Here is a 24,580-nt window from a genome sequence, read left to right on the forward strand (position 1 = left end):
CAGAGTAAAATTTTCGTTGTCTGAAATATCTGATATGTTGACAATGGTTGGAAAACCACCTGATGATGAGAAAAAGCTTAAGAAATTAATTGCAGGAATTCATAAAAAACGAACTGATTTAAAGCAGATGCAGCATGATGTTGATGATCTTCTACAGGATTTAGAATGAATTGAAGAGAGTTCTTTTGAGAGCTTCGCGGAGTTGGAGGGTAGTCATTGATTATAAATTTATTTTGTCTTCTTTTAGACTAATTTCTTTCTCTTAAAAGAGATAGATTATACCGTCTCTAAGGGGAATATTTACCACTGCGTGAAATGTGTAAGTCATTTAAAGAAATAGAGTGTTTGAAAAAGCTGCAAAGGTATTTTCGCAGTATATTATTCTTGATAAGAAAAAACTATTTTTCATAAAGAAAGTAAAAACAATGACAGTTTCTCCTATGAGTGTTTTTCAATCTATTTTGTCACGAAAGTCAATTCGCGCTTTTACTGATCAGCCAGTTAGTTTGGAAACAATCAAAGAAATCTTAAAACTTGCAGCACGTGCACCATCTGGAACAAATATTCAGCCGTGGCAAGTAATTGTGCTTACAGGAAGTGTATTACAGAAAGTAGGGCAAGAGCTTTCACAACTTGTGCTTTCAGGTGTAAAAGGAGAGCGTGAATATAGTTATTATCCACGTCAGTGGCGTGAGCCTTATATTTCAAGGCGTCGAAAAGTTGGTTTGGATCTTTATCAGAGTCTTGGAATTCAAAAAGGTGATGAAGAAAAAATACTTCATCAAAAGGCGCGAAATTTTTTATTTTTTGATGCACCTGTAGGACTCTTATTTACAATGGATCACGACATGGAAATGGGGAGTTGGCTTGATTTGGGTATGTTTATGCAGACCATTATGTTAGCTGCACGTGGATTTGGATTAGATACCTGTCCTCAAGCTGCTTTTGCTGATTATCATAAACAGATTCGTACGCTTTTATCTATTCCTTCTGATCGCCATATTATCTGTGGTATGGCACTTGGTTATCGCGATATGAGTGCTCCAGAAAACAATTTTGAGACAGAACGAGAATCGTTAGAAAAATTTGTACGTTTCATTGAAACATACCCATAAAATATTTTATACAATTAAGCATATGTTTTGAAGAACTTAGTGCATTATGAAAAATATTTCCGATAAGATTTCTCATCCTTATTGAATTTTAATATTGCATATTAACACTTATTTTACTACGTTTGGAACATTGGGAGTAGTGACTCTAGGGGCATTGTCCGTTTTAAAGGTTGGCTAATGGAAAACACTATAGAAAGAAAGTGTTGGGTGGTAGCAAGACGAGCGACATTCGTGTTTATTGTTGTCATTTTTTTAGTTTATCTCGCAATTTGATTTTAAACGGAAGAAACGTTATGAAAAAGCATATATGCTCAAGCTGTACTATAGTTTAAGGTGATACGTGTTTCTATCTGTTTTTGAACTTTTTAAAATTGGGATTGGTCCTTCTAGCTCACATACGATGGGACCAATGACTGCTGCTAATATGTTTTTGCAAAAGATAGGAGATTTTTCTCAGTCGTCTGATGTTCAAGTTTCTCGTATACGTGTTTATCTTTATGGTTCTTTAGCTTTCACGGGTATTGGTCATGCAACAGATAGAGCTATCATATTAGGACTTTTAGGAGAAAAAGCTTCTACTGTTGATCCTGATAGCATGGGGTTTTTGTTAAAAAAAGTTATACGTGAAAAAAAAGTGCAACCAGAAGGTCATCCCGCTTATCAGTTTGATGTGCAACGTGATCTTATTTTTGAACGAAAGCAAATCCTCCCTGGACATACAAATGGACTAGCCTTTGAAGGACTTGATACTGATGGGAATGTTCTGTTGCGGCAGATTTATTATTCTATCGGTGGTGGCTTTGTTGTGACTGAGGATGAATTAAGCCATATGAATGATAATATACAACCAGAAGCATTTGAGGTACCATATCCATTCGATTCTGCTTGTACAATGTTATCAATGGCAGAAAAATCAGGACTTTCAATTGCTGAAATGAAGCGCTTAAATGAAGAAACAAAGATAGAGCGTTCTTCTCTTGATGTAGGGCTTGATGAAATTTTTTCAGCGATGACAAATTGCATTGATAGAGGTCTTTCACAAGAAGGTGAGTTGCCTGGTGGATTGCGTGTTCTAAGGCGCGCTAAAAAGCTGCATGAAACGCTTTTGGAAAAACAAAAGAAAAATTACAATTATCCACTTTGGGCAAATGATTGGCTTTCGGTGTATGCTATAGCAGTCAATGAGGAAAATGCAGCAGGTGGTCGTGTTGTTACAGCACCAACAAATGGAGCAGCCGGTGTCGTCCCAGCCGTTTTGCGTTATTATCTTCAGTTTAATGATGATTCAGATCGAGAGGGAATACATAATTTTCTATTAACGGCAGCAGCTATAGGCGGTGTTATCAAACATAATGCCTCTATTTCTGGTGCAGAAGTTGGGTGTCAAGGTGAAGTTGGAACGGCATCTTCAATGGCCGCAGCAGGGTTGACTGCAGCGTTAGGTGGAACACCAGCTCAAATTGAAAATGCGGCAGAAATTGCGCTTGAACATCACTTGGGAATGACATGTGATCCTGTTGCAGGTCTTGTACAAGTGCCTTGTATTGAGCGTAATGCAATGGGAGCTGTTAAGGCGGTAACGGCTTCTTCTCTTGCATTATATGGTAATGGAGATCATTTTGTTTCTCTTGATGCTTGTATAGAAACAATGCGCCAGACTGGTCATGATATGAGTGAACGCTATAAAGAGACAAGTAAAGGTGGTCTTGCAGTCAATGCGATATCTTGTTAAGAGCTGGAACATTTTTCAATCCATAACTGGACTTTTTGGAGAGAGATCGTATTTCCCTAATAAAGCTTATGTTTTTTGTTCCTTATAAATCAAAATTCCACTTTAATGCAGCAGTAGTTTGAAATAAATCTGAGATGATTCAGTGTTTTCTTAACGAATAATAGCTTTTTCATGCAAGCTTGGAGGGGAGAGTGTTCTACATCTGTTTGATTTGTCTCTAAAATAGGAAAAAAGTTTAATTTGGAAAAAATAAGAAAGCGTAAAGTAAAATTAGTGATCAATCTGCCATTATTTTTAGCTGGGTTTTATGGCTTTAAAAAGTTTCCATAGCCATATATCTTTTAAGTAATGGAAGATTATGCCTGAGTATCCAAGGAAAATTTGTTTTAAGTCTGAATAATTATGATGAAGAAAGTAGAATTTTAAAGGTTTTAATTTTTTAAAAGTGAAGTTTTTTTCTACCTAGTATGGTAAAAATGCCTTGAAAAAAACACTAATTTACAATAATTAAGAGATATATCGGAAATATCTTTTTTATTTATAAATTTTGTACCGACAAAAAAATTAAAATAAATAATAACGTATACATTAAGAAATATTTATAAAAATTCTCATGAGAATAGAATGCACACGATAGAACATTATCGTGTGACACGTTCGTGAGTTCGTTTTAAAAAAATGTCTCACAACGCTCCCAAGCTCATTTCGCGATGGCACCTGTGAATGATATAACGGTAAATCCATTGAGCTGTCTCCATCTTTATGCTTAATAAAAAGAAGTACGCTGGCATGGTTACGCACTTTGCCAGCCCCCCCCCTCTGTACAGGGGAACTAAAGCACTTGGCATTTGAAACGGTTCATTATAGGCATTTTTAGTCTTTTTGGTACAGTTTCACGCTACACACTAATCTCGCTCATAACATGCAAGAGACGGTTTTGATTGATTCAACATAAACAGATTTTAAATGAGAGAATCTTACGATATTCGAGATTCTCATCTAACATACAAAATAATTAATTATCTTTATAAATCAGTATCTTGCATATGAATAATATAATGTAAGTTTTCCATGAATGGTATAAAAGCTATAGAGTATTAGCATCTTTATTTATAAAGGGAGAAAACCAGCACTATCATCCTTTTTTCAACTTTCAATGTTACAAAAGATCCTAGTACTTGAAATGATTCATAAGGGATATTTTGATTCCTTTTTTAAATGGTTTATATGCTAATTTTGCTTGTGATGAGCAAGCGAGCGATTTTGACTGATTCAAGATAAGAAGTAAAATAAGATTATTTTACGAAAATCTCTTGTTCAATATGCAAAAAATAAATTATAATTATAAATTAAAATCTTATGGAAATCGTTATCATAATATTTAATCTGATAATTTGTTTACGTTTTTTTATCGATAGTATTTGTATTTTCCAATTTGCTGTGCCTGTTGACATAAATACAAGTAAGAGGAGTGAGATTGTTTTTTTTTACAGCGTTTATGTTGTATAGGGAGCGTTATTAAGAGGGATTTTCTTTATTGAACTTTTACAATAATCCCATCAAATGATAAGCTTTCATCTAATGAAGCTATTCATTTTTTCCAGAAAGATATCAAGGATAATTTTTTATATTAAATCCAAAAGTGGAAAAATATTGGGTATTTTTATGTCCTTAACAATGTTTTTATTGAAAGCTTGGAGATATTGGATAGTTGGAAAAGCCGTCAGAAAATTCAACAATTTAAGAAAAAAGTATGTTTATCAAAAGGTTTTCTAAGGCTGTAGATAATGGTTAATAATAAAATAGTTTTTTAGAGAGGATCTGTAGAATTAAATATTTGTTGCTCCTAAACGGATTTTAATAGGCACATTACCAGTTTGGCTCGCAACACGTAAATGAATGCGTACAGGAGGCATTATGAGACGACGGTTGCGCATTGTTTGGCAAATGAGAAGGTTAACAAGAGACTGTGTATCTAATGCAGTCGGATTATATTTTAAACCAGTAAGTTTTGCGGCAGCATCGTGAAGAGAACGCAATGAAAGGAGGGATGATTGCTTCAATAAAACTTCTTTTTTATGGAATGAAGCAAAAGCATTATCTGTCATAATACTATCCTTAATGCAGAATTCAAAAACTTTTAGTAGGCTACAGTATAGCAGTTAAAATTTGCTTTCTTTAATGTAGAACAAGCATCAAATGCAGCTTTTTTTGATTGAAACCCTGTAAAGCGCGCTCGGTAATAACGCTGCCCATTTTTTTCAAACAGTTGCATGTGTGAAGATGCGTGCTTTAAAGTGGAAAAAGCTGTATTTTTTGCTTTTAAAAGTAGAGTTTTTGCTTGTTCTTCACTAGGAAGAGAACCAATTTGGATAGCCCATCCGGCATTTTCGGATAAAGAGGCTGTTACAATTTTATGAGTCTCAACCGGTGTAGTTTTTTGAGGGTTCGGTATTGGTATAATTACCTTATTGACAGCCGTTATTGCGATATTGGAGTTTTTAGGTTGTTCTGCAAATGCTGTCAACATAGTCGAAATTTCATCGTCAAAATTACTTGAATCATCTTTAATGGTTGGTATCGGAGTATTGGCGCCAGTGGGTAAGTGATAGCGTACAGAAGCCATTAAACGTTCATCACTTTTCATTTGGCTTGCTTTGGGCAAATATTGATTCAATAAGCTAGCCATATGTTCGTCACGTGCAGTAGATGATTTACCTCCCATAACAACAGCGACAATAGAGCGCCCCTCAAGACGCATCGAAGTTGCTAAATTAGAACCTGACATTTGTGTGTAGCCTGTTTTAATTCCATCGACACCTTTCATTATTTTAACAAGTTTATTGTGGCTGTTAATTTTATGTCCACGAAAATTAAAACTTTTTGTTTTGAACAATTTATATTGTTTGGGAAAATGTTTACGTAAAGCTAATGACAAAGTCGCTATATCTCGTGCCGTAGAATAATTGTGCATATCCGGAAGTCCTGAAGCATTTGCAAAATGTGTATGTTTCATACCAAGTTTACGAGCTTTTACTGTCATCATTTGAGCGAATTTTTTTTCACTACCTCCAAGATATTCTGCAATGGCAGCAGCAACATCATTTGCGGATCTTGTAATGAGTGCTTTAGCTGCTGCTTCAGCAGAAATTGTTTGGCCTGCTTTAAACCCAATTTTTGTCGGTGGACGCATTGCTGCATAATGAGAAACAGGAATTGGTGTATTTGGTGTCACACGACGCATCTGCATAGCTTCAAAGAGTAAGTACAATGTCATCATTTTTGTTAAAGAAGCAGGATAACGTTTCAGTGTTGCATTGGCTTGAAATAGAGTTTTTCCCGTAGTAGCATCTATAACAATAGCCGCATACTTATCAGGATAGGCCCCTTGAGGTGTGGCGGATGCCCAACAGTAAGAAAAAGCTAACATAACAAAAGAAATTGCTATTGTTTTACAGTAGCGCATAATTTTTTGATAATTAATATACACTTGCAGTATCCTATTTCTCCATTTATCCTAAAAAACTTCTATAAAGCTTCCTTTTCTGTAATTTATTGATGCAGTTTAGACGAATGGTATTACTAATTTGTTTACAGAAGTTATTTTATGAGTGAGTGATTGAAGTCTAACCATAGAGGGAAATTTTTTTCTAATACAAACAGGTATTGCAATAGTTATGAAAGAATTTAAAATTAATAAAAATGTGCTGCATGGAAAACGATAATGGGACAGATGCTCATAATAAACTCTATAGCTCATATTATGCATAATGAAAAGGGCAAGAATTGGGATGAAGGTAGGCATGGTGCGGTTATAATGCCTAAGGCTAGAGAAAAACTCGAAAAACCTAAATTATGTCGAGTTTTTTTGCTTAATGATGATTACACACCTATGGATTTTGTTGTTTTCGTTTTGAAGAACTTTTTTAAAAAAAGTTTCGAAGAGGCAACGCGGATAATGTTAAATGTTCATCACAATGGGATAGGAGAATGTGGGACTTACACTTATGAAGTCGCTGAAATGAAAATATTACAAGTGAGGGAATGTGCGCGTCAAAATGAACATCCGTTACAATGTGTAATGGAAGGGAAGTGAGGAGCTATGCCATCTTTTACACCTAGTCTTGAAGAGGTTTTGCATCGTGCATTAACAATTGCTACTCAAGCACGGCATGAATATGCAACACTAGAGCATCTTCTACTTGCGCTGTTAGATGATGCCGATGCAAATTCCGTTATTCAGGCTTGCCAAGTAGATGTGGAGGAATTGCGAGAGCGCTTAACCAATTATCTTCGCTCAGAATTAGATGAACAGATTAGAGCTGATGAGGATACAAAGCCTACAGCTTTTTTCCAGCGTGTTATCCAACGTGCGGTGATTCATGCACAATCAGCTGGAAAAGATGAAGTATCGGGGGCAAATGTTCTTGTTGCAATTTTTTCTGAACGTGAAAGCCATGCAGCATATTTTCTTCAAGAGATGGGAATGACACGCTACGATGCTGTACGTTTTATTTCACAGGGTGTCACGCGTGATGATGGGTTATCCATGTTACTTGAAGGACTTGAAGAGCAATTAGATCAGCAGATTTCGGATAATGGTGAAAGAGGAACAAGTGCTTTAACGAATTATTGTGTTGATCTCAATTGTAAAGCACGTAATGGAAAAATTGATTTATTAATTGGCCGTGAAATAGAAATTTCACGCATGATACAGATTTTATGTCGAAGGTCAAAAAACAATCCGCTTTTGGTTGGTGATCCTGGAGTAGGGAAAACAGCTATAATTGAGGGGTTGGCAAAGCGTGTTGTTGATGGGCAAGTGCCTGAAGTTTTATCAAATGCAACAATATTTTCTCTTGATATGGGGGGACTTGTTGCAGGTACACGTTATCGCGGTGATTTTGAAGAACGCTTAAAGCAAGTTATTAAAGAGTTTGAGCTGTATCCAGATGCTATTTTATTTATTGATGAAATTCATACCTTAATTGGAGCAGGAGCGACATTAGGGGGAAATATGGATGCAGCAAATCTTTTGAAACCTGTGTTATCTTCTGGAACTATGCGATGTATTGGTTCGACGACTTACAGAGAATATCGCAAATTCTTTGAACAAGATCGTGCTTTAGAGCGTCGTTTTCAGAAGATTGATATTAATGAACCTTCTGTTACAGATGCGATTAAGATTTTGCAGGGGATGAAGCCTTACTTTGAAGATTTTCATCAGATTAAATATACAGATCAGGCGATGAAGGCATCTGTAGAATTATCTTCACGTTATATAATTGACCGTAGGTTACCTGACAAAGCAATTGATATTATTGATGAAAGTGGCGCAGCGCAAAAGCTTTTGCCACAAAAACAACGCAAGAAGAGTATAGGTGTTAAAGAAATTGAAGCGACTGTTGCTACAATTGCAAGAATTCCACCAAAAACAGTTTCTCGGAATGATCAGAAGATACTGAGTAAGCTTGAAAGAGAACTCAAACATGTTGTTTATGGTCAAGATCAGGCAATTTCCGTCTTAGTTTCATCCATAAAATTGGCGCGAGCAGGTTTACGCGAACCGGATAAACCAATAGGAAGTTATTTATTTTCAGGACCAACAGGTGTAGGAAAAACTGAAGTTGCAAAACAGCTTGCATCATCTTTAGGCATTGAATTATTGCGTTTTGATATGTCAGAATATATGGAACGGCATACGGTAGCACGTTTAATCGGAGCACCTCCAGGTTATATAGGGTTTGATCAAGGAGGTCTCCTTACAGATGCAGTTGATCAGAAACCTCACGCAGTTCTATTGCTAGATGAGATTGAGAAAGCGCATCCAGAGTTATTTAATATTTTATTGCAGGTAATGGATTATGGTAGATTAACAGACCATAATGGTAAGAAAATTGATTTCCGCAATGTTATTTTGATTATGACAACCAATGCTGGTGCTTCAGATATGGCAAAATCAGCTATTGGATTTGGGAAAGTACATCGTGATGGTGAGGATATAGAAGCAATCAATCGGTTATTTACACCAGAATTTCGTAATCGGTTAGATGCAATTATTCCGTTTGCACCTTTATCTCATTTAATCATCAATCAGATAGTGCAAAAATTTATTTTTCAGCTTGAAGCACAATTAGCTGATCGGGGAATTTGTTTTGAATTAAGCCCTTCTGCAACTTTATGGCTTTCTAATAAAGGATATGATTCTCAGATGGGAGCACGCCCATTAGGGCGTGTTATACAAGAATATATTAAAAAGCCATTAGCTGATGAAATTTTATTTGGAAAGTTACGCAATGGTGGGACCGTTCGCGTATTGACACAAAAATCAAATGGTAAAAAAGAAAGCTTACAGTTAGAAATTTCATCTTCCGATATATCTGTAAGTTCAAAGAAAAGTAAAATGGAAAACTTTACAAAAAAACGTGTAGGAAAAAAAAGTACAACAACTTAAGAGTGTGTTATAAAGCTGCACGAATTTTTTTTGCATTCTCTTCAAGTATTTCTGGAGGCGTTACCATATCATTATGAGGGGTAAGCTCTATTCCCTCCATACGTGGTATAATATGAAAATGAAGGTGATAGACGGTTTGTTGACTAGCTGCTTCATTAAATTGCATGACAGTTATGCCATCTGCTTGAAAGGCTTTTTTGACAGCATTTGCAATTTTTTGAACAGCTTTAATAACAGGAAATAATGTTTCAGGATCTGCATCAAGTAAGTTTCTAGAGCCTTTTTTAGGAATGACCAGCGTATGACCTGGTGCCTGTGGCATGATATCCATAAATCCAATAACATCATCATCTTCGTAGACACGAACAGAAGGGATTTCATTGCGAATCAATTTAGCAAAAATATTGTTATTGTCATAAGCTTGTTTCATACAAATATTTCCTTTTATCGTAAGTTTAAGATTCTAATTTAAAAACGAAAAAATGCAAGGTTTATCAGAGTGTAAGACAAAGAAGTATTTTGACTTCAGTTATATTTAGGATAATGCACTGTCTTAATGAAGGTTTAGATTTCTATGATGGCTTCAACTTCTACAGGAACATCCATAGGAAGAGAGGCAACACCAATAGCAGAACGGGCGTGTTTTCCAATTTCACCAAGGATATTGACGAATAAATTAGAAGCTCCATTGGCAACAAAAGGAATATCGGTAAAATGAGAATCTACAGCCACAAAAACAGTAATTTTGACCACACGTTTTATTTTATTTAAGTCACCCAGAGTTGCCTTGAGTTGCGCGAGAATATTGAGAGCGCAAGCTTCAGATGCTTTTTGGGCTTGTTCGGTATTCACAGTTGCACCAACTTTACCGATGGCTATTGGTTTTCCATTAATAAGAGGGAGTTGTCCAGAAATAAAGATTTGATTGCCACTTTGTGAAGTGGTGATGTAATTGGCAAGGGGGGAGATTACTTCAGGAAGAGTGATTCCGAATTTTTCTAAGTTTTTTTCAATCATATTGGTCATAATTTTAACTCCATAGCTGCTCTATAATATATTCATTGCATAATCTATTTTTTGATTTAAGAAAATGTGTGGTTAATTGAGAAATTAACCTTTTTTGCCTTATTGTATGATGTTATGCAACTGGGATAAAGTTCGGAAGTTGGGAATGATTAGATCATTATTTATAATAATTTTATATATTGTTTTTTTATGTACTGCGAGAGCTGAAGAGCCCATTTTTATTGTGCCTCATCGAGCAATTTATGATTTTCATCTCGATAGTGTTTCTCATGAAATGACAATTTCTGCGATGTCAGGACGAATGGTTTACGAGCTTACTGGTTCGGCATGCCAAGGCTATAGCACACGTTTTCGTTTCATTAGCCGTGTTCACATTGAAGATATGCCAGTACGTTTGACTGATCAACAGACGACGAGTTATGAGACAGGAGACAGCCGTACATTTCGTTTTAATATCACAGATCAAGAGGGAGAAGAGGTTGTGCATCGTGCCGAGGGGGTTGCGGAGCGTACTCAAGATGGTATTACAGTTACCTTAAAAAAGCCAAAGGAAAAAGAGTATAAGCTTGCAATGGCTGAATTTCCAATAATGCAACTAAAAAATATTATCCGCCATGCAAAAGCAGGAGATCATTTTTACAATGTTACTGTATTTGATGGGACAAATAAAGCAGATAAAGTTATAAAAGAAAGTATCGTCATAGGGGAAAAGAAGACACTTTTATCTGATAGCGAAACGGAAAAAGTAAGAAAATTGGATGAAGAAGAATATTGGCCTGTTACAATTTCTTATTTTGATGATGGAGAAAATAAAGATGGTTTGCCGGTTTATCGTAGCAGTTTTCTCTTACATGAGAATGGTGTCATGCGTGATCTTCATATAGATTATGGAACTTTTTCAGTGCGTGCAAAATTGAACAGTCTTGAATTCTTGGAACTTGGAAAAGATCTTAATCAATGTGAAAATGCAAATATTAAATGATTAAAGAAAATAACTTGAAAAAGAATCAAATATTAGTATGTTTGCGCTATTCCACACGCGGAGTCTGGGTGTTTGCAAATGATCTGTGAGAAAATTCTAGCAAGCATCCGCCGGTAGCAGGTCTTTCTGCTTTTTCCGCGGAGGTTGAACCGGAAAGGATAAGATTTATGGCACTACCCGATTTTACTATGCACCAGCTTTTAGAAGCCGGTGTGCATTTTGGTCACCAGACTCATCGCTGGAATCCCAAAATGACTCCCTATATTTATGGTCAGCGTAATAATATCCATATTATTGACCTTGCTCAGACTGTTCCACTTTTACACCAAGCACTTAAACTTGTTTCAGATACTGTAGCGCGTGGTGGTCGTATTCTCTTTGTTGGTACGAAACGGCAAGCATCTGATATTATCGCAGATGCGGCGAATCGTTCCGCTCAGTATTACGTTAATGCACGTTGGCTTGGCGGCATGCTCACAAACTGGAAAACGATTTCCAATTCGATCCATCGTTTGCGGAAGCTTGATAAAATTCTTGCTGCTGAAGCGCAAGGCTTTACTAAAAAGGAACGTTTAAATCTTGAACGTGATCGTGAAAAGCTTAATCGTGCGCTTGGTGGTATTAAAGATATGGGTTCTGTTCCAGATCTTATCTTTGTTATCGATACGAATAAAGAAAATATTGCACTCCAAGAAGCAAAGCGTTTAGGTATTCCAGTGATTGCTATTATTGATACCAATTGTGATCCCGATGACGTAACACATCCAATACCAGGTAATGACGATGCTTCACGTGCAATTTCTCTTTATTGCGATCTTTTTGCCCGTGCTGCTCTTGATGGTATTGCACGCCAGCAAGGAGCAATGGGTATCGATTTAGGAGCTCAAGTTGATGCACCTGTGGAGCCTATTTTGGAAGAAAATGCAGTTTCAGAAGTTTCTGAATAATATAAAATGCCTAATTAAGGTACTTTTATTGTCTAAAGAAGAAGTTATAGGCGTGCAGAGGGATTTTGCACGCTTTCACTGTTACAAAATAAAGAGGCAAATATGAGCATTACTGCTGCACAAGTAAAAGAACTTCGAGAACTATCTGGCGCTGGTATGATGGACTGTAAAGCCGCTCTAGCAGAGACCAATGGTGATATGGAAGCTGCTGTTGATTGGCTTCGTAAAAAAGGAATAGCTAAAGCAGATAAAAAGGCTGGTCGTACAGCAGCTGAGGGATTAATCGGAGTCGTATCAAAAGATTCACATGCAGTTTTGGTTGAGATTAATTCTGAAACAGATTTTGTTGCACGCAATGATGGATTCCAAGACATTGTGCGTAAAGTAGCAACTGCTGCCTTAGATACGCCAGGGGATGTTGAATCTGTTTCTGTTTCTCTTTATCCAGGCTCTGAGAAGACTGTAGAGCTTACGATTAAAGATGCAATTGGTACAATTGGCGAAAATATGACATTTCGTCGTTCCGCTAAATTGTCTGTTGAGAATGGTGTTGTTGCGACTTATATACACAATAGTGTGGCTGATGGGCTTGGAAAACTTGGTGTTTTGGTTGCGATTGAAACAACAGGAAATAAGGAAGCTGCTCTTGCTTTTGGTCGGCAGGTTGCGATGCATATTGCGGCAACCAATCCATTAGCACTTACAGCTCAAGATGTTGATGCTGCTGCTGTTGAGCGTGAAAAAGCAATTTTTTCAGATCAAGCACGTCAGTCTGGAAAACCTGAAAATATCATTGAAAAAATGGTAGAAGGACGTATGCGTAAGTTTTTTGAAGAGGTTGTTTTGCTTTCTCAAGCTTTTGTTATGAATCCTGATATAACTGTTGAGGCCGCTTTAAAGGATGCTGAGAAATCAATTGGTGCTCCAGCAAAAATTACAGGCTTTATTCGTTTTGCATTAGGTGAAGGTGTGGAAAAAGAGGAGTCTGATTTTGCTGCAGAGGTTGCTGCTGCTGTAAAAGGCTAGTTATTGCAAACTCTTGAACAGAGATTTAAAGTCATATCGTTGGTTGTAGAATCTCTGAGGGGAACAATGTAATTGTTGAGAGGGCGTCACGTGAAAAAAGTGGTGCCCTTCGTGATGTCAAAAGCAAAAAGTAAATAGGCTTTTGGGGAGATTATTAATGGCATTAGCACTTCCGTATAAACGTATTCTTTTAAAGGCTTCTGGTGAAGCTCTTATGGGAGGGCAGAATTTTGGCATTGATGTTTCTGTTGTAGACCGTATTGCCGCTGATATTGCAGAAGTGCGCACAATGGGGATAGAAGTTGCGGTTGTTATCGGTGGGGGAAATATTTTTCGTGGCGTTGCTGTTGCTTCGCATGGTGGGGACCGAGTGACAGGTGATCATATGGGAATGCTTGCAACTGCTATTAACTCTTTAGCATTGCGAACATCTTTGACAAAAATAGGGGTTGAAACTGTTGTACTCTCTGCGATTGCTATGCCACAAATTTGTGAAAGTTTCTCGCAACGTAAAGCAATAGCTTATATGAATCAGGGAAAAGTTGTTATTTTTGCAGGTGGTACAGGAAATCCATTTTTTACCACTGATTCTGCTGCTACTTTACGTGCAGCAGAAATTGGTGCAGATGTCCTTCTTAAAGGAACACAAGTTGATGGTATTTATTCAGCAGATCCAAAAATAGACCCTACGGCTAAGCGTTTTGACCAATTAACACATGTTGAAGTTTTGCAATGGGGATTATCTGTTATGGATTCAACGGCGGTCACTTTAGCACGTGAGAACAATGTACCGATTATTGTGTACTCCATTCATGAAAAAGGCGGTTTGGCTAAGGTCTTGAATGGAACAGGACGCTTTACAATAGTATCGGAATAAGGGTAAGCTTCAAAGGACAATTGAAGGAGACAGAAATATGAATGTTACATCAATTATGGATGATCTGAAACGTCGCATGGATGGTGCCATTACGGCTTTTAAACATGAATTAGGTGGTTTACGGACTGGACGTGCATCGGCCAGTTTATTAGAGCCGTTGACCGTTGAATCTTATGGTTCTGTTGTGCATATAAATCAGGTTGCTAATATTTCTGTTCCTGAACCTCGGATGCTTTCTGTTTCTGTATGGGATAAAACGATGGTCGGAGCTGTAGAGCGCGCTATTCGCGATTCTGGTCTTGGTTTAAATCCCATAACTGATGGTACGAATCTACGTATTCCTTTGCCTGAGTTGAATGAAGAGCGCCGTAAAGAACTTGTAAAAATTGCGCATCACTATGCAGAGCAAGCGCGTGTTGCTACACGTCATGTTCGTCGGGATGGTCTGGACAATTTGAAAAAGTTAGAAAAAGATGGTGAAATTGGACAAGATGAAGCCCATAGTTTGTCTGAAAAAGTTCAAAAACTCACAGATGAAACTATTGCTGATATTGATAAAATTTTAGCCGTAAAAGAATCTGAAATTATGCACGTTTAAGACGATTTTGTCACTAGAAAAAGGATATTTACTCCCAGCCTGTAAATTGTTTCTAGGGAAATTGTAGGGAGTGGTGTGCTCTGTGGTAGCAAGGTGTGATGCAGGAAGGTATTCTATCATTTTGATATGGGAGAGACTGATTTGAAAGGGCAGATGTTTTTATTTTTTAGTCTGCATGGTAAATCATGCCCTTTGCTGGGAGATACTATTTAACAGCATGGTGCGGTTTTTTAGTTGAGCACGTCTTTGTTAAAATGCATAATGAAAGCATTGTTAGAAATTATTCAAATATTCTAAGATGAAGGTTGGGGAAAGAATATAATGCAAAAAAACAAGTCTAACCTTTCTCTTATTTCTCATTATAAAACATGGTAAGTATAATCGATCAAGCAGATGTTATGTGGCGTAATTCGTTTTTTAATGACGAATAGTTGATAGAAAAGTGTTTTTATACGAAACCTATATTGGTTAATTTGTATGGGGCAGAGGTAACTGCTTTTTCATTTTATATTTGAGAAAATATTAAAAAAATATTTATAATTTTGACGGAGATTTTTGAAGCTGTTTTCATTGATTATTAGTTTCATAAGCGCTATCTTAGTAGACTGAATTATTTATGATAAATTATAAGAGAAATTATACAGGTATGAGATAAAAATACTGCGTAGGGGAGTTTTTCTTGCGTTAATTTTAGAGCTTGTATTTTCTATTTTTATTGTTTGGATGTTGTTTTGTCTAATTTGGTTTATCGTATTCTGACAGCTTTTGTTTTTGGCATTATTGCGTTGTATCTAACATGGTTGGGAGGAAACTTCTTTTTTTTATTTGTATGGTGTATTGGCGGTTTTGTTCTTTATGAGTGGATGAGTATTACTAAAGAGAAATGGTGTATTTTACAAAAAATATTAGCAAGTATCTTTTATTTAATCTTTGGCTTTTTTTTAGTATTGAGTGTATCTGCTTCATTGATTTTTTGTGTTTTAATCGTTTTAGCTACAGTGTTAGCTATTATATCTATAAAAAAGAGTGGTTGGGTTTTTTGTGGTTTTTTATATGCATCTTTTCCTGTTGTTGCTTTATGCTTTCTACGGGATCATGAAATGTTGGGGTTCCAAGTTGTTATTTTCTTATTTACGATAGTGTGGGGAACAGATATCGGTGGTTATTTTATCGGACGTGCATTAGGGGGCCCTAAATTAGCACCACAATTTTCTCCTAATAAAACATGGTCAGGAGCACTTGGTGGTACATTTGTCGGAGTTTTCGGTGGTATATGGGTTGCTTTTGGATTTTTTGATATAAATTTAGCCAGTTTTTTTGTGCCACTCCTTACACTTGTTTTGTCAATTGTTTCACAATTGAGTGATTTAGGGCAATCATGGCTCAAAAGACGGTTTTCTGTTAAAGATTCTAGTTCTTTATTGCCTGGACATGGTGGTTTTATGGATCGTATAGATGGATTGGTAGGGGCAGCTTTTCTTCTTTATTTAATTGGTTCATTTATGTCTGATATGGATGCGCCTTTTAATCTTTTTAGTATGATCTAATTAGGAGAAGATAGTTTGGAACCTTTAAATCATATCGTCACTATGGGTGATTTTCTTTTAAGAAGTTTGAGTATTCTTTTCATCATTATGATTATCATTTTTGTGCACGAATTTGGGCACTATCTCATTGGTCGGTGGTGTGGTATTAAGGCGTTAATTTTTTCGCTTGGATTTGGACCAGAAATAGCGAGTTATACAGATAAGCATGGCACGAAGTGGCGTTTAGCACTTATCCCCTTAGGAGGTTATGTAAAATTTGTTGGGGATGAGGAAAAAATCGATACGGAATCATCCCAATCATCTCTGATTGTTGATGGTTCATTTGCTAGTGCGCATGCTTGGAAAAAAGCAGCAACTGTTTTTGCCGGCCCTTTCTTCAATGCCCTTTTTACTGTTGTTATTCTAACATTTTTTTTCTTTATCTATGGTCGTGTAGCCATTGAGCCCGTTGTTGGTTCTTTGGTAAAAGATAGCCCTGCTCTTCAATCCGGTTTGGAATTAGGTGATCGTTTTGTTGAAATGGATGGACGACGGGTTGAAAGCTTTGAAGATTTGATGAATTATGTAGCTTTTCACGGAAGAGAACCCATAGAGTTTAAAATAGAACGCATGGGGCGAGTCTTTACAACGATGATTACCCCGAAAGTCGTTGAGCGAGATGATGGATTTGGTAATCGAACACGAAGTGCTATGATAGGTGTAGGTGTTCCTGTTGATTTAAATAATCCTGCACGTTTAGATCCAACTTATATAAAACATATTCGCTATGGTTTTGTAACAGCTGTAAGAAAAGCGTCAGACCGTACTGTGTTTATCGCCACTCAAACCGTTCTTTTTATGAGTCGTTTAATAGGAGGCAAAGAGGATCGTTGTCGGCTAAGTGGACCTTCTAAAACCGTTAAAATTGCTTGGAAAGTGAGCGAGACAGGTTTTATCTCTTTGTTGAATTTGGCAGCTTTTCTTTCAATAAGTGTTGGGCTTATTAACCTTTTTCCGATTCTACCGCTTGACGGTGGGCATCTTTTATTGCATGTCATTGAGGTCATTACTGGGAGGAAAATATCTGCTAAAATTCAGGGAATCGTTTTTCGTTTAGGTTTTTCCATTCTTCTCCTTTTTATGATCTTTGTCTTTTTTAATGATTATTTTTGTTGGTTTAGCTAATTAAATTATGGAAAACGCTTTATAAATTAAGTAATAATAGCAAAAACAAATTGAAGGTTGTTTACCATGTCTACAAAATGTTGTGGCGTTGTACATTATAATGAGTAATTAAGGAATTAAAAGTCTCGCTGTAAAAAGGTTGTTATGGCAGTTAGCTTTTAAGGCATCATGTCCAAGGAACGAGAGTAAGGTAAAAAAGCCAATGACTACGAATTCAAAGTTTTTAAATGCAGCATCTGTATTGGTGTTAAAGATGGGGATGATTGCCCCAACAACGGTTTTTATGTCAATTGCTGCGGTCGGAGAAATACAAGCGTCTGTAGTCCGCTCTATTGAGGTTCGTGGGAATAAGTTTGTAAGTTCTCAGGCGATTCGAGACAATATGGGGATTAAGGTTGGGCAAGGTGTTTCCAGTGGTGATGTTGATAGTGCTGTGAAGAATCTTTTCGAATTGGGTTTATTTTATGATGTTAAAATAAATCCGGTGGGTGATAAATTGGTTGTATTCGTAAAAGAATATGAGGTTGTCAATCAAATATTGTTTCAAGGAAATAAATCTTTTAAAGACCCAGATCTTAAGCGGTTTATTTCTTTAAAACCGAATGAGCCTTTTAATTCTGCTAAGCTTTCTGCTGATATAAATACAATTCGTGAGGCTTATAAAACTCTTGGTCGTAATAATATCACTGTTAACGTTCAAACGATTAACCTTGGAAAAGGGCGGGTTAATGTGGTATTTAATGTCGTTGAAGGGAAAAAAACAAAGATTGGTGATATCACTTTTAAGGGAAATAATGTCTTTGGAAGTCGCCGTTTGCGTGATGTGATTTCAACAAAAACTTCAGGAATTTTTTCGAAGTTGTTGGGAGGTGATGTTTACAGTGAAGAGCGCCTCGCTGTTGATGAAGAAGCTTTACGTCGCTTTTATTATAACCGTGGTTATGCAGATTTTCGTGTAGTCTCTTCTAAAGCAACTTTTGATGCAGCAAGCAATACGTATAAAATTTCTTTCGTTCTTGATGAGGGTGCGCTCTATAAAATTAGCGATATTCAGGTTGAAAGTGATGTTGATGGAATTGACGTTCAATCTGTGAAAAGGATACTTAAAACCCAGCCAGGTAATGTTTATAGTGCAGAAGATATTGAACAGTCTGTTGCAACTATTAATAACAAAGTTGCTGATTCGGGATATGCTTTTGCTAAAGTTGAACCGCGGGGAAATCGTAATTTAGCAAATCATACAATTTCAATTTTATATAATATTGAACAGGGAACACGTGCTTATATTCAACGTATTGATATACGTGGCAATGAGAAAACGCGTGATTACGTCATTCGCCGTGAGATTGATTTAAACGAAGGAGATGCTTACAATCAAACTTTATTACAGCGGGCAAAACGTCGTCTAGAAAGTTTAGGTTTCTTCAAAGCCGTTAATATTTCAATGGTTCCTACAGATCAATCTGACCAAGTTGTTTTGGTAATAGATGTCGTTGAAGCTTCAACAGGAGATCTCTCTCTTTCTGGAGGGTATACAACAGGGGGAACAAGTCCTGGTATGTCACTTGAAGTTTCTGTTACTGAACGTAATCTCGGGGGACGTGGTCAATATGTTCGTTTAGGATTAGGTGCGGGGCAAGAAAAATCTCGTAATTATAATTTATCATTTGTTGATCCTTATTTCTTAGGGTATCGTTTATCTGCTGGTGTTGATGTTTTTCGTAGTACTTATCGTGCTGATAAAGCCTATGATGTACGGCAGACAGGTGGATCGCTGCGGTTTTCGTTACCTATTAATAATCAATTATCTGCTAATGTAGCTTATTCTTATGTGCAGGAAGAATATGATTTTGGCGGAGAGTATGATTTTGACAAAGAGAGTGACATAATAGAATTATATGGGAAATATTCTGGTGCGATTGTTCAAGCTGCAAAACACAGCCCTTGGAAACGTTCATCAATTAGTTATGGTTTCACCTATAATACGATTGATGATATGAGATCCCCCCATGATGGGTGGTACGTACATCTGCTTCAGGAATATGCAGGGCTTGGTGGGAGTGCAAAATTCTTGAAGACCACGGGTAAGGCGATGATGTACAAGACTCTTTCTGACCAGAAGGATATCGTTGGTTTGCTTTCCTTTGGGGGTGGTTATATCCACGGAATGGGCCGAGATGGTGTTCGTATTTTCGATATGTTTAAAGTAAATTCTGATATGATTCGAGGGTTCAAATATAATGGAATAGGTCCGCGTCAGGTTTCCAGTAAGGGTGAGGTTTATTTCTTGGGGGGAACGACATATATGAATGCGACTGCTGAAGTACAGTTCCCTATCCCTGTCGTGCCTGAAGGATTTGGGTTGCGCGGTGCTTTATTTGCGGATATTGCCACGCTTTATGGCAATAATTATAAAGCCGTTTTTAAGGGTGAACCGTCTGTTACCAATACCAAAAGTGCTTGGCGTTCATCTGCAGGTGTGAGTTTGATGTGGGATTCTCCGTTTGGTCCTTTGCGTTTTGATTATGCTTGGCCAATAACGAAGCAGGAAGGTGATCGTTTGCAAAAATTGAACTTTGGTATTTCTACGAAGTTCTGATTTGAGCGATTTTAAGAAGGAAAAACTTGAAGAGAATAGCTTAAGCTGGGAGAGAAAGTGTTTTGATGGCGGATACATTTTTTTTTACGCCGTCCCGACGATTGACAGTTGCAAATGCTGCTGAGTTGACGGGTGCAAAGCTTCTTAATCCAGAGTTTTCTCATAAAGTTATCAATACTCTTTCTTCACTTGAGAGTGCTGTGGAAGGTTCGCTTGTTTTTGTAGAGCATCGGAAGTTTTCTGATGCTTTACTGGACAGTTCTGCTGTTGCTGTTTTGTGTACGAATGAGATTGTTTTTAAAGTTCCCGAAACTATGGCAATTTTGGTGACATCCACACCACAGCGTGACTTTGCTCAGATTGGTCGTATTTTGTTTCCAGATTCTGTCAAGCCAATGCCTTGGTTGGGGCAGAAGGGGATTTCATCGCATGCGCATATTCATCCAACGGCTAAGTTGGCAGATGATGTGTGTATTGAAGCGGGAGCTGTTATTGGTAAAAATGTTGAGATTGGTGCAGGAACTCTCATTTCATCCACAGCTGTTATCGGTGAAAATTGCCGTATTGGATGTGACTGCTATATTGCTCCTAAGGTAACAGTTCAGTGTTCTATAATAGGTGATAAGGTTCAGCTTTATTCTGGTGTTTGCATTGGGCAAGATGGTTTTGGTTATGTTGGGGGCGTTTCTGGAATCGAGAAAATTCCACAGCTTGGTCGCGTTATTATTGAGGATGGTGTAGAAGTTGGTGCGAACACGACAATTGATCGTGGAACATTTCAAGATACTGTTATTGGTGAAGGAAGCAAGATTGATAATCTTGTACAAATTGCCCACAATGTAAAAATTGGCCGCTATTGTCTTATTGCCGCTCAATGTGGCATTGCGGGAAGTACATCTATAGGGGATATGTCTCAGCTTGGCGGAAGTGTGGGAGTAGCTGATCACATCATAATAGGTAAATCTGTTCAGATTGCTGCTCGTAGTGGTGTTATGAATGACATTCCGGATGGCGAAAAATGGGGAGGTAGTCCAGCGCGACCATTTAAACAATGGTTTCGTGAAGTAGCGGCGTTGCGCAGTATGGGAAAAGTTAAAAAGGAGAAACGCTGATATGATCAGCAATGAAAAAACTAAAAACTTAGAGGCTGTCGATATTGAAAAGCTATTATCAATATTACCGCACCGTTATCCATTTTTATTAATTGATCGTATCGTTGATATTGATGGTGAACAAGAAGCGATTGGTATTAAAAATATAACGATTAACGAGCCACATTTTACGGGACATTTTCCCTCAAAGCCTGTTATGCCTGGAGTTTTGATTTTAGAAGCTATGGCACAAACGGCAGGAGCAATAGCACTTTTAAATTTAGGCAATAAGCAAACAAATTTAGTTTACCTTATGACGGTTGATAATGCGAAATTTCGTAAGCCGGTTATGCCTGGTGATCAGCTCAAGATTCATGTTCAGCTTTTGAAAAAAAGATCTGGTATGAGACGTTTTTCATGTGTTGCAAAAGTAGAAGATGTCCGCGTCGCTGAAGCAGAAATTGCAGCAATGATTGTCGAAGAAGAATAAACGATATTTGATGGGAATTTAAAAATGTCCGGTACGAAAATCCATCCAACTGCTCTTGTGGAGAAGGGAGCGCAGCTTGGTGAGAATGTACGCGTTGGACCATTTTGCCATATTAGTTCAGAGGCTGTTATTGGTGATGAATGTAGTTTGACAAGTCATGTTGTAATAATGGGAAAGACAACGTTAGGAGCCAAGAGTAAAGTATTTTCTCATGCCGTTTTGGGGGCAGATCCGCAAAATAATAAACATAAAGGAGGGGCTACAACTCTTTTTATTGGTAAGAATTGTACGATTCGTGAAGGTGTAACAATGCATAGGGGGTCCGATTCGAGTGTAGGAATGACAGTTGTTGGTGATAATTGCCAATTTTTTTGTTATGCGCATATCGCTCACGATTGTTATGTAGGCAATCATGTAACATTTGCCAATAACGCAATGATTGCTGGTCATGTTACTATTGGTGATTATGTGATTATTGGTGGTGGTGCTGCTGTTCATCAATTTGTTCGTGTTGGACATCATGCATTTATCGGCGGCGTATCTGCACTGGTTGGTGATCTGATACCTTATGGAACAGCTGTTGGTGTGCAGGCAAAACTTGCTGGACTCAATATTATTGGCATGAAGCGTGCAGGACTTGAGCGTCAAGATATTCATGCACTCCGTCATGCGGTTGCTATGCTTTTTGATCATAGCAAACCATTTAAAGAGCGTGTCAGTGATGTTGCTTCTTTCTATTCTTCTTCTCAGTCTGTTTCTGAAGTTGTTAATTTTATTAAAGAAGAAGGAAAGCGTTTTTATTGTACACCAAAATTTGAAGGTGTTAGAATAAAAGAACATAAGGATTAAAAATGCCTATTTGGGGAGCCAGAAGTTTTCTTTCCGGCCGTACTGCTATTATAGCAGGAAATGGTGTTCTACCGATTACTGTTGCGCAGACTCTTGAGAAGAATGGAGAAAATCCTTTTCTTGTGCTTTTGCATGGTGAGGCAGATTCTGTTCTTTATCGCTATGAGCATTGCGAGCTATCAATTGTAGAGTTAGCACGACTCGTTAAAATTTTAAAAGAGGCTGGTGTATATAATGTTGTTTTGGCAGGTGGTGTAAAAAAGCGTCCACTTCTTAAACAATTGCGACTGGACTGGACAACATTTTTAGCTCTTCCTAAGTTAATCGGAGCTTTGAAGAGGGGAGACGATGCGTTATTAAAAGCTTTTATACGAGTTATTGAAGCACATGGTTTTTGTGTTATCGGTGCTCACGAAATAGTCCCAGATCTTTTAGCTCCCATAGAATTTAATTTAACAGTACGGCGCGCTACTCCAAAAGAGAAAAAAGATATTTTTTTAGCAGTAGAAGCAGCAAAGCTTTTAGGTCAATTAGATATCGGGCAAGCCGTTGTCGTTGTCCAAGGAAGGGTGGTTGCTCTAGAGGGCGCTGAGGGAACTGATAATATGTTGTGGCGTGTTTGTGAAATGCGAGAAAGAGGGCAAATTCCCCTTAAAGGTGGCATTCTTGTAAAATGCGCAAAACCACAACAGGATAATCGCGTTGATTTGCCATCAATTGGGCCCGCGACAATAATGAATATTGCAAAGAGTGGTTTATCTGGTGTTGCGGTGGAGGCAAATAGAAGTCTAATATTATCAGTGAAAACAACAATAGAAAAAGCCAACAAATATTCTTTATTTATAGAGACATTTGAAAAGTTTGGTCATGAATAATTGTTTCTTAAAGATTGCAGTGGTTTCAGGTGAGGAATCTGGTGATTTACTTGGGGCCGATCTAATTTCTTGTTTATCACAACAGATAGGATGCAATATTCATTTGATTGGTGTTGGGGGGAGCCATTTAAAGGCATTAGGCTTAAAAAGCTTTTTTGATTCCCATGATATTGCTTTAATAGGTTTAAAGGAGGTGTTGAAAAAACTACCATTGTTGTTGCTACATATTCGCAATTTATCCAAATTTATTGCACAAGAACAACCTGATTGTTTAATTATTATTGATAGTCCTGATTTCACGCATCGTATTGCAAAAAAGGTACGTGCTTTAGCGCCTTCTATTCCTATCATTAAATATATTGCACCGACCGTTTGGGCATGGAGGCCAGAGCGTGCGAAAGCTATGTGTGGATTTGTTGATCATGTTTTAGCGGTTTTTCCTTTTGAAGAAAAGATTATGCAAGATTTGGGAGGCCCTGCCACGACTTATGTTGGACATCGTCTTTTGACATATCCTCCCCTTTTGAGAGTTCAGTCAGAAAAAAAAAGCCAATTAGAACACAGAAATTTGATCGATACACAAACATTATCGCCTACATTAGTTATTTTGCCAGGATCACGCAATTCAGAAATTCGTTCCTTAATGCCTATTTTTCGAGAAACAGTAGAGATTCTTGTACAACGTATTCCTCATTTACGTATTATTTTACCAACCTTACCTCATTTGGTAGATAGAATCTGGGATTTTGTGCAGGGCTGGAAAAGCAAGATAGAAATTGTAGTTGGTGAAGATGAAAAATGGCGTGCTTTTGCACAAGCAGATGTTGCTCTTGCTGCACATGGAACTGTTTCACTTGAATTAGCCTTAGCAAAAGTTCCTATGGTTCTTTGCTATAAACTTGATTTCTTTTCTAAAATATTTATTTTTCCTAAAATGATGTTATGGAGTGCTGCTCTTCCAAATATTATTTCTGATAAGCCTATTGTTTCGGAATATTTGAATGAATTAATCCGTCCTGGCATGTTAGCAAGACAGGTAGAACAACTTTTGGCTAATCCTTTATTGCGACAGGCACAACTTGATTCCTTTGAGATGGTAGAACAGAAAATGAAAACTGAAGTACCATCGGGGGTTGTTGGCGCACAAACAATTATCACTCTTTTAAAAAGCAGGAATAAAATTGTATAAATAAAGCAATATTTTAATG

General features: G+C 37.3%; 22 protein-coding genes. 18 read left to right on the top strand and 4 right to left on the bottom strand.

Features of this window, described 5'->3' with window-relative positions; all coding sequences use genetic code 11:
• Positions 1–16: 16 nt before the first annotated feature.
• The 3 genes from ACFIQC_RS05110 (at position 17) to ACFIQC_RS05120 (ending at position 2,847) form a co-directional block, all read left to right on the top strand.
• Positions 17–169: a hypothetical protein gene (locus ACFIQC_RS05110; protein ID WP_375630046.1), complete on the top strand. Its 153-nt coding sequence runs from the start codon at positions 17–19 to the stop codon at positions 167–169.
• Between the two features lie 256 nt (positions 170–425).
• Complete coding sequence (locus ACFIQC_RS05115; protein WP_375612167.1) at positions 426–1,115, top strand: nitroreductase; 690 nt, start codon at positions 426–428, stop codon at positions 1,113–1,115.
• Positions 1,116–1,455: 340 nt separating this feature from the next.
• The gene (locus tag ACFIQC_RS05120; protein WP_375640931.1) at positions 1,456–2,847 is read left to right on the top strand and encodes an L-serine ammonia-lyase; all 1,392 of its coding nucleotides are present in this window, start codon (positions 1,456–1,458) and stop codon (positions 2,845–2,847) included.
• Between the two features lie 1,829 nt (positions 2,848–4,676).
• Here the strand turns inward: ACFIQC_RS05120 and ACFIQC_RS05125 are convergent.
• Positions 4,677–4,955, bottom strand: a complete 279-nt coding sequence (locus tag ACFIQC_RS05125) for a hypothetical protein (protein ID WP_375640930.1) — start codon at positions 4,953–4,955, stop codon at positions 4,677–4,679.
• Between the two features lie 32 nt (positions 4,956–4,987).
• Positions 4,988–6,337, bottom strand: coding sequence for a D-alanyl-D-alanine carboxypeptidase (locus tag ACFIQC_RS05130; RefSeq protein ID WP_375706826.1), 1,350 nt, complete (start codon positions 6,335–6,337; stop codon positions 4,988–4,990).
• 234 nt (positions 6,338–6,571) lie between these two features.
• Between ACFIQC_RS05130 and clpS the strand changes: the two genes are divergently transcribed.
• Both clpS and clpA read left to right on the top strand, forming a co-directional pair.
• On the top strand, positions 6,572–6,943 hold the full coding sequence (gene clpS / locus ACFIQC_RS05135; RefSeq protein ID WP_375706827.1) for an ATP-dependent Clp protease adapter ClpS: 372 nt from the start codon (positions 6,572–6,574) through the stop codon (positions 6,941–6,943).
• A 6-nt stretch (positions 6,944–6,949) separates the two neighbouring features.
• A complete protein-coding gene (clpA, locus tag ACFIQC_RS05140) occupies positions 6,950–9,301 on the top strand; it encodes an ATP-dependent Clp protease ATP-binding subunit ClpA (protein WP_375706828.1) in 2,352 nt (783 codons plus the stop codon).
• Positions 9,302–9,308: 7 nt separating this feature from the next.
• Here clpA and ACFIQC_RS05145 read toward each other — a convergent pair whose 3' ends face one another.
• Positions 9,309–9,731, bottom strand: a complete 423-nt coding sequence (locus ACFIQC_RS05145) for an HIT family protein (RefSeq protein ID WP_375607220.1) — start codon at positions 9,729–9,731, stop codon at positions 9,309–9,311.
• Between the two features lie 134 nt (positions 9,732–9,865).
• Positions 9,866–10,327 (bottom strand): RidA family protein, encoded by a 462-nt coding sequence (locus tag ACFIQC_RS05150; protein ID WP_375620782.1) that lies wholly within the window; start codon positions 10,325–10,327, stop codon positions 9,866–9,868.
• A gap of 145 nt (positions 10,328–10,472) precedes the next feature.
• Between ACFIQC_RS05150 and ACFIQC_RS05155 the strand changes: the two genes are divergently transcribed.
• The 13 genes from ACFIQC_RS05155 to lpxB all read left to right on the top strand — a co-directional run bounded on the left by ACFIQC_RS05155 (position 10,473) and on the right by lpxB (position 24,561).
• On the top strand, positions 10,473–11,309 hold the full coding sequence (locus ACFIQC_RS05155; protein ID WP_273790664.1) for a cell envelope integrity EipB family protein: 837 nt from the start codon (positions 10,473–10,475) through the stop codon (positions 11,307–11,309).
• A 167-nt stretch (positions 11,310–11,476) separates the two neighbouring features.
• Positions 11,477–12,256, top strand: a complete 780-nt coding sequence (gene rpsB, locus ACFIQC_RS05160) for a 30S ribosomal protein S2 (protein WP_273788135.1) — start codon at positions 11,477–11,479, stop codon at positions 12,254–12,256.
• A gap of 102 nt (positions 12,257–12,358) precedes the next feature.
• Entirely contained in the window at positions 12,359–13,282 is a 924-nt protein-coding gene (tsf, locus tag ACFIQC_RS05165; RefSeq protein WP_375630041.1) for a translation elongation factor Ts, read from the top strand.
• Positions 13,283–13,439: 157 nt separating this feature from the next.
• On the top strand, positions 13,440–14,159 hold the full coding sequence (pyrH, locus tag ACFIQC_RS05170; RefSeq protein ID WP_375612123.1) for a UMP kinase: 720 nt from the start codon (positions 13,440–13,442) through the stop codon (positions 14,157–14,159).
• Positions 14,160–14,196: 37 nt separating this feature from the next.
• Positions 14,197–14,757: a ribosome recycling factor gene (gene frr, locus ACFIQC_RS05175; protein ID WP_273790667.1), complete on the top strand. Its 561-nt coding sequence runs from the start codon at positions 14,197–14,199 to the stop codon at positions 14,755–14,757.
• Between the two features lie 731 nt (positions 14,758–15,488).
• Positions 15,489–16,304 carry a phosphatidate cytidylyltransferase gene (locus tag ACFIQC_RS05180; protein WP_375613469.1) on the top strand — a complete coding sequence of 272 codons (816 nt, stop codon included), beginning with the start codon at positions 15,489–15,491 and terminating at the stop codon, positions 16,302–16,304.
• A gap of 15 nt (positions 16,305–16,319) precedes the next feature.
• Entirely contained in the window at positions 16,320–17,468 is a 1,149-nt protein-coding gene (locus tag ACFIQC_RS05185) for an RIP metalloprotease (RefSeq protein WP_375706829.1), read from the top strand.
• Between the two features lie 202 nt (positions 17,469–17,670).
• On the top strand, positions 17,671–20,067 hold the full coding sequence (gene bamA, locus ACFIQC_RS05190) for an outer membrane protein assembly factor BamA (RefSeq protein WP_375630040.1): 2,397 nt from the start codon (positions 17,671–17,673) through the stop codon (positions 20,065–20,067).
• A gap of 65 nt (positions 20,068–20,132) precedes the next feature.
• A complete protein-coding gene (lpxD, locus tag ACFIQC_RS05195) occupies positions 20,133–21,179 on the top strand; it encodes a UDP-3-O-(3-hydroxymyristoyl)glucosamine N-acyltransferase (protein WP_375630039.1) in 1,047 nt (348 codons plus the stop codon).
• 1 nt (position 21,180) lies between these two features.
• Positions 21,181–21,648, top strand: a complete 468-nt coding sequence (fabZ, locus tag ACFIQC_RS05200; protein ID WP_375620785.1) for a 3-hydroxyacyl-ACP dehydratase FabZ — start codon at positions 21,181–21,183, stop codon at positions 21,646–21,648.
• A gap of 24 nt (positions 21,649–21,672) precedes the next feature.
• Positions 21,673–22,497, top strand: coding sequence for an acyl-ACP--UDP-N-acetylglucosamine O-acyltransferase (gene lpxA / locus ACFIQC_RS05205; protein WP_375609506.1), 825 nt, complete (start codon positions 21,673–21,675; stop codon positions 22,495–22,497).
• Positions 22,498–22,499: 2 nt separating this feature from the next.
• Positions 22,500–23,372 (top strand): LpxI family protein, encoded by an 873-nt coding sequence (locus ACFIQC_RS05210; protein WP_375629630.1) that lies wholly within the window; start codon positions 22,500–22,502, stop codon positions 23,370–23,372.
• Entirely contained in the window at positions 23,365–24,561 is a 1,197-nt protein-coding gene (lpxB, locus tag ACFIQC_RS05215) for a lipid-A-disaccharide synthase (RefSeq protein ID WP_375640927.1), read from the top strand. The genes ACFIQC_RS05210 and lpxB overlap by 8 nt, the downstream gene beginning before the upstream one ends.
• The last annotated feature ends 19 nt before the right edge of the window (positions 24,562–24,580 follow it).

The sequence above is a fragment of the Bartonella sp. AA126HLJHH genome, assembly GCF_042197425.1.
Classification (GTDB): domain Bacteria; phylum Pseudomonadota; class Alphaproteobacteria; order Rhizobiales; family Rhizobiaceae; genus Bartonella.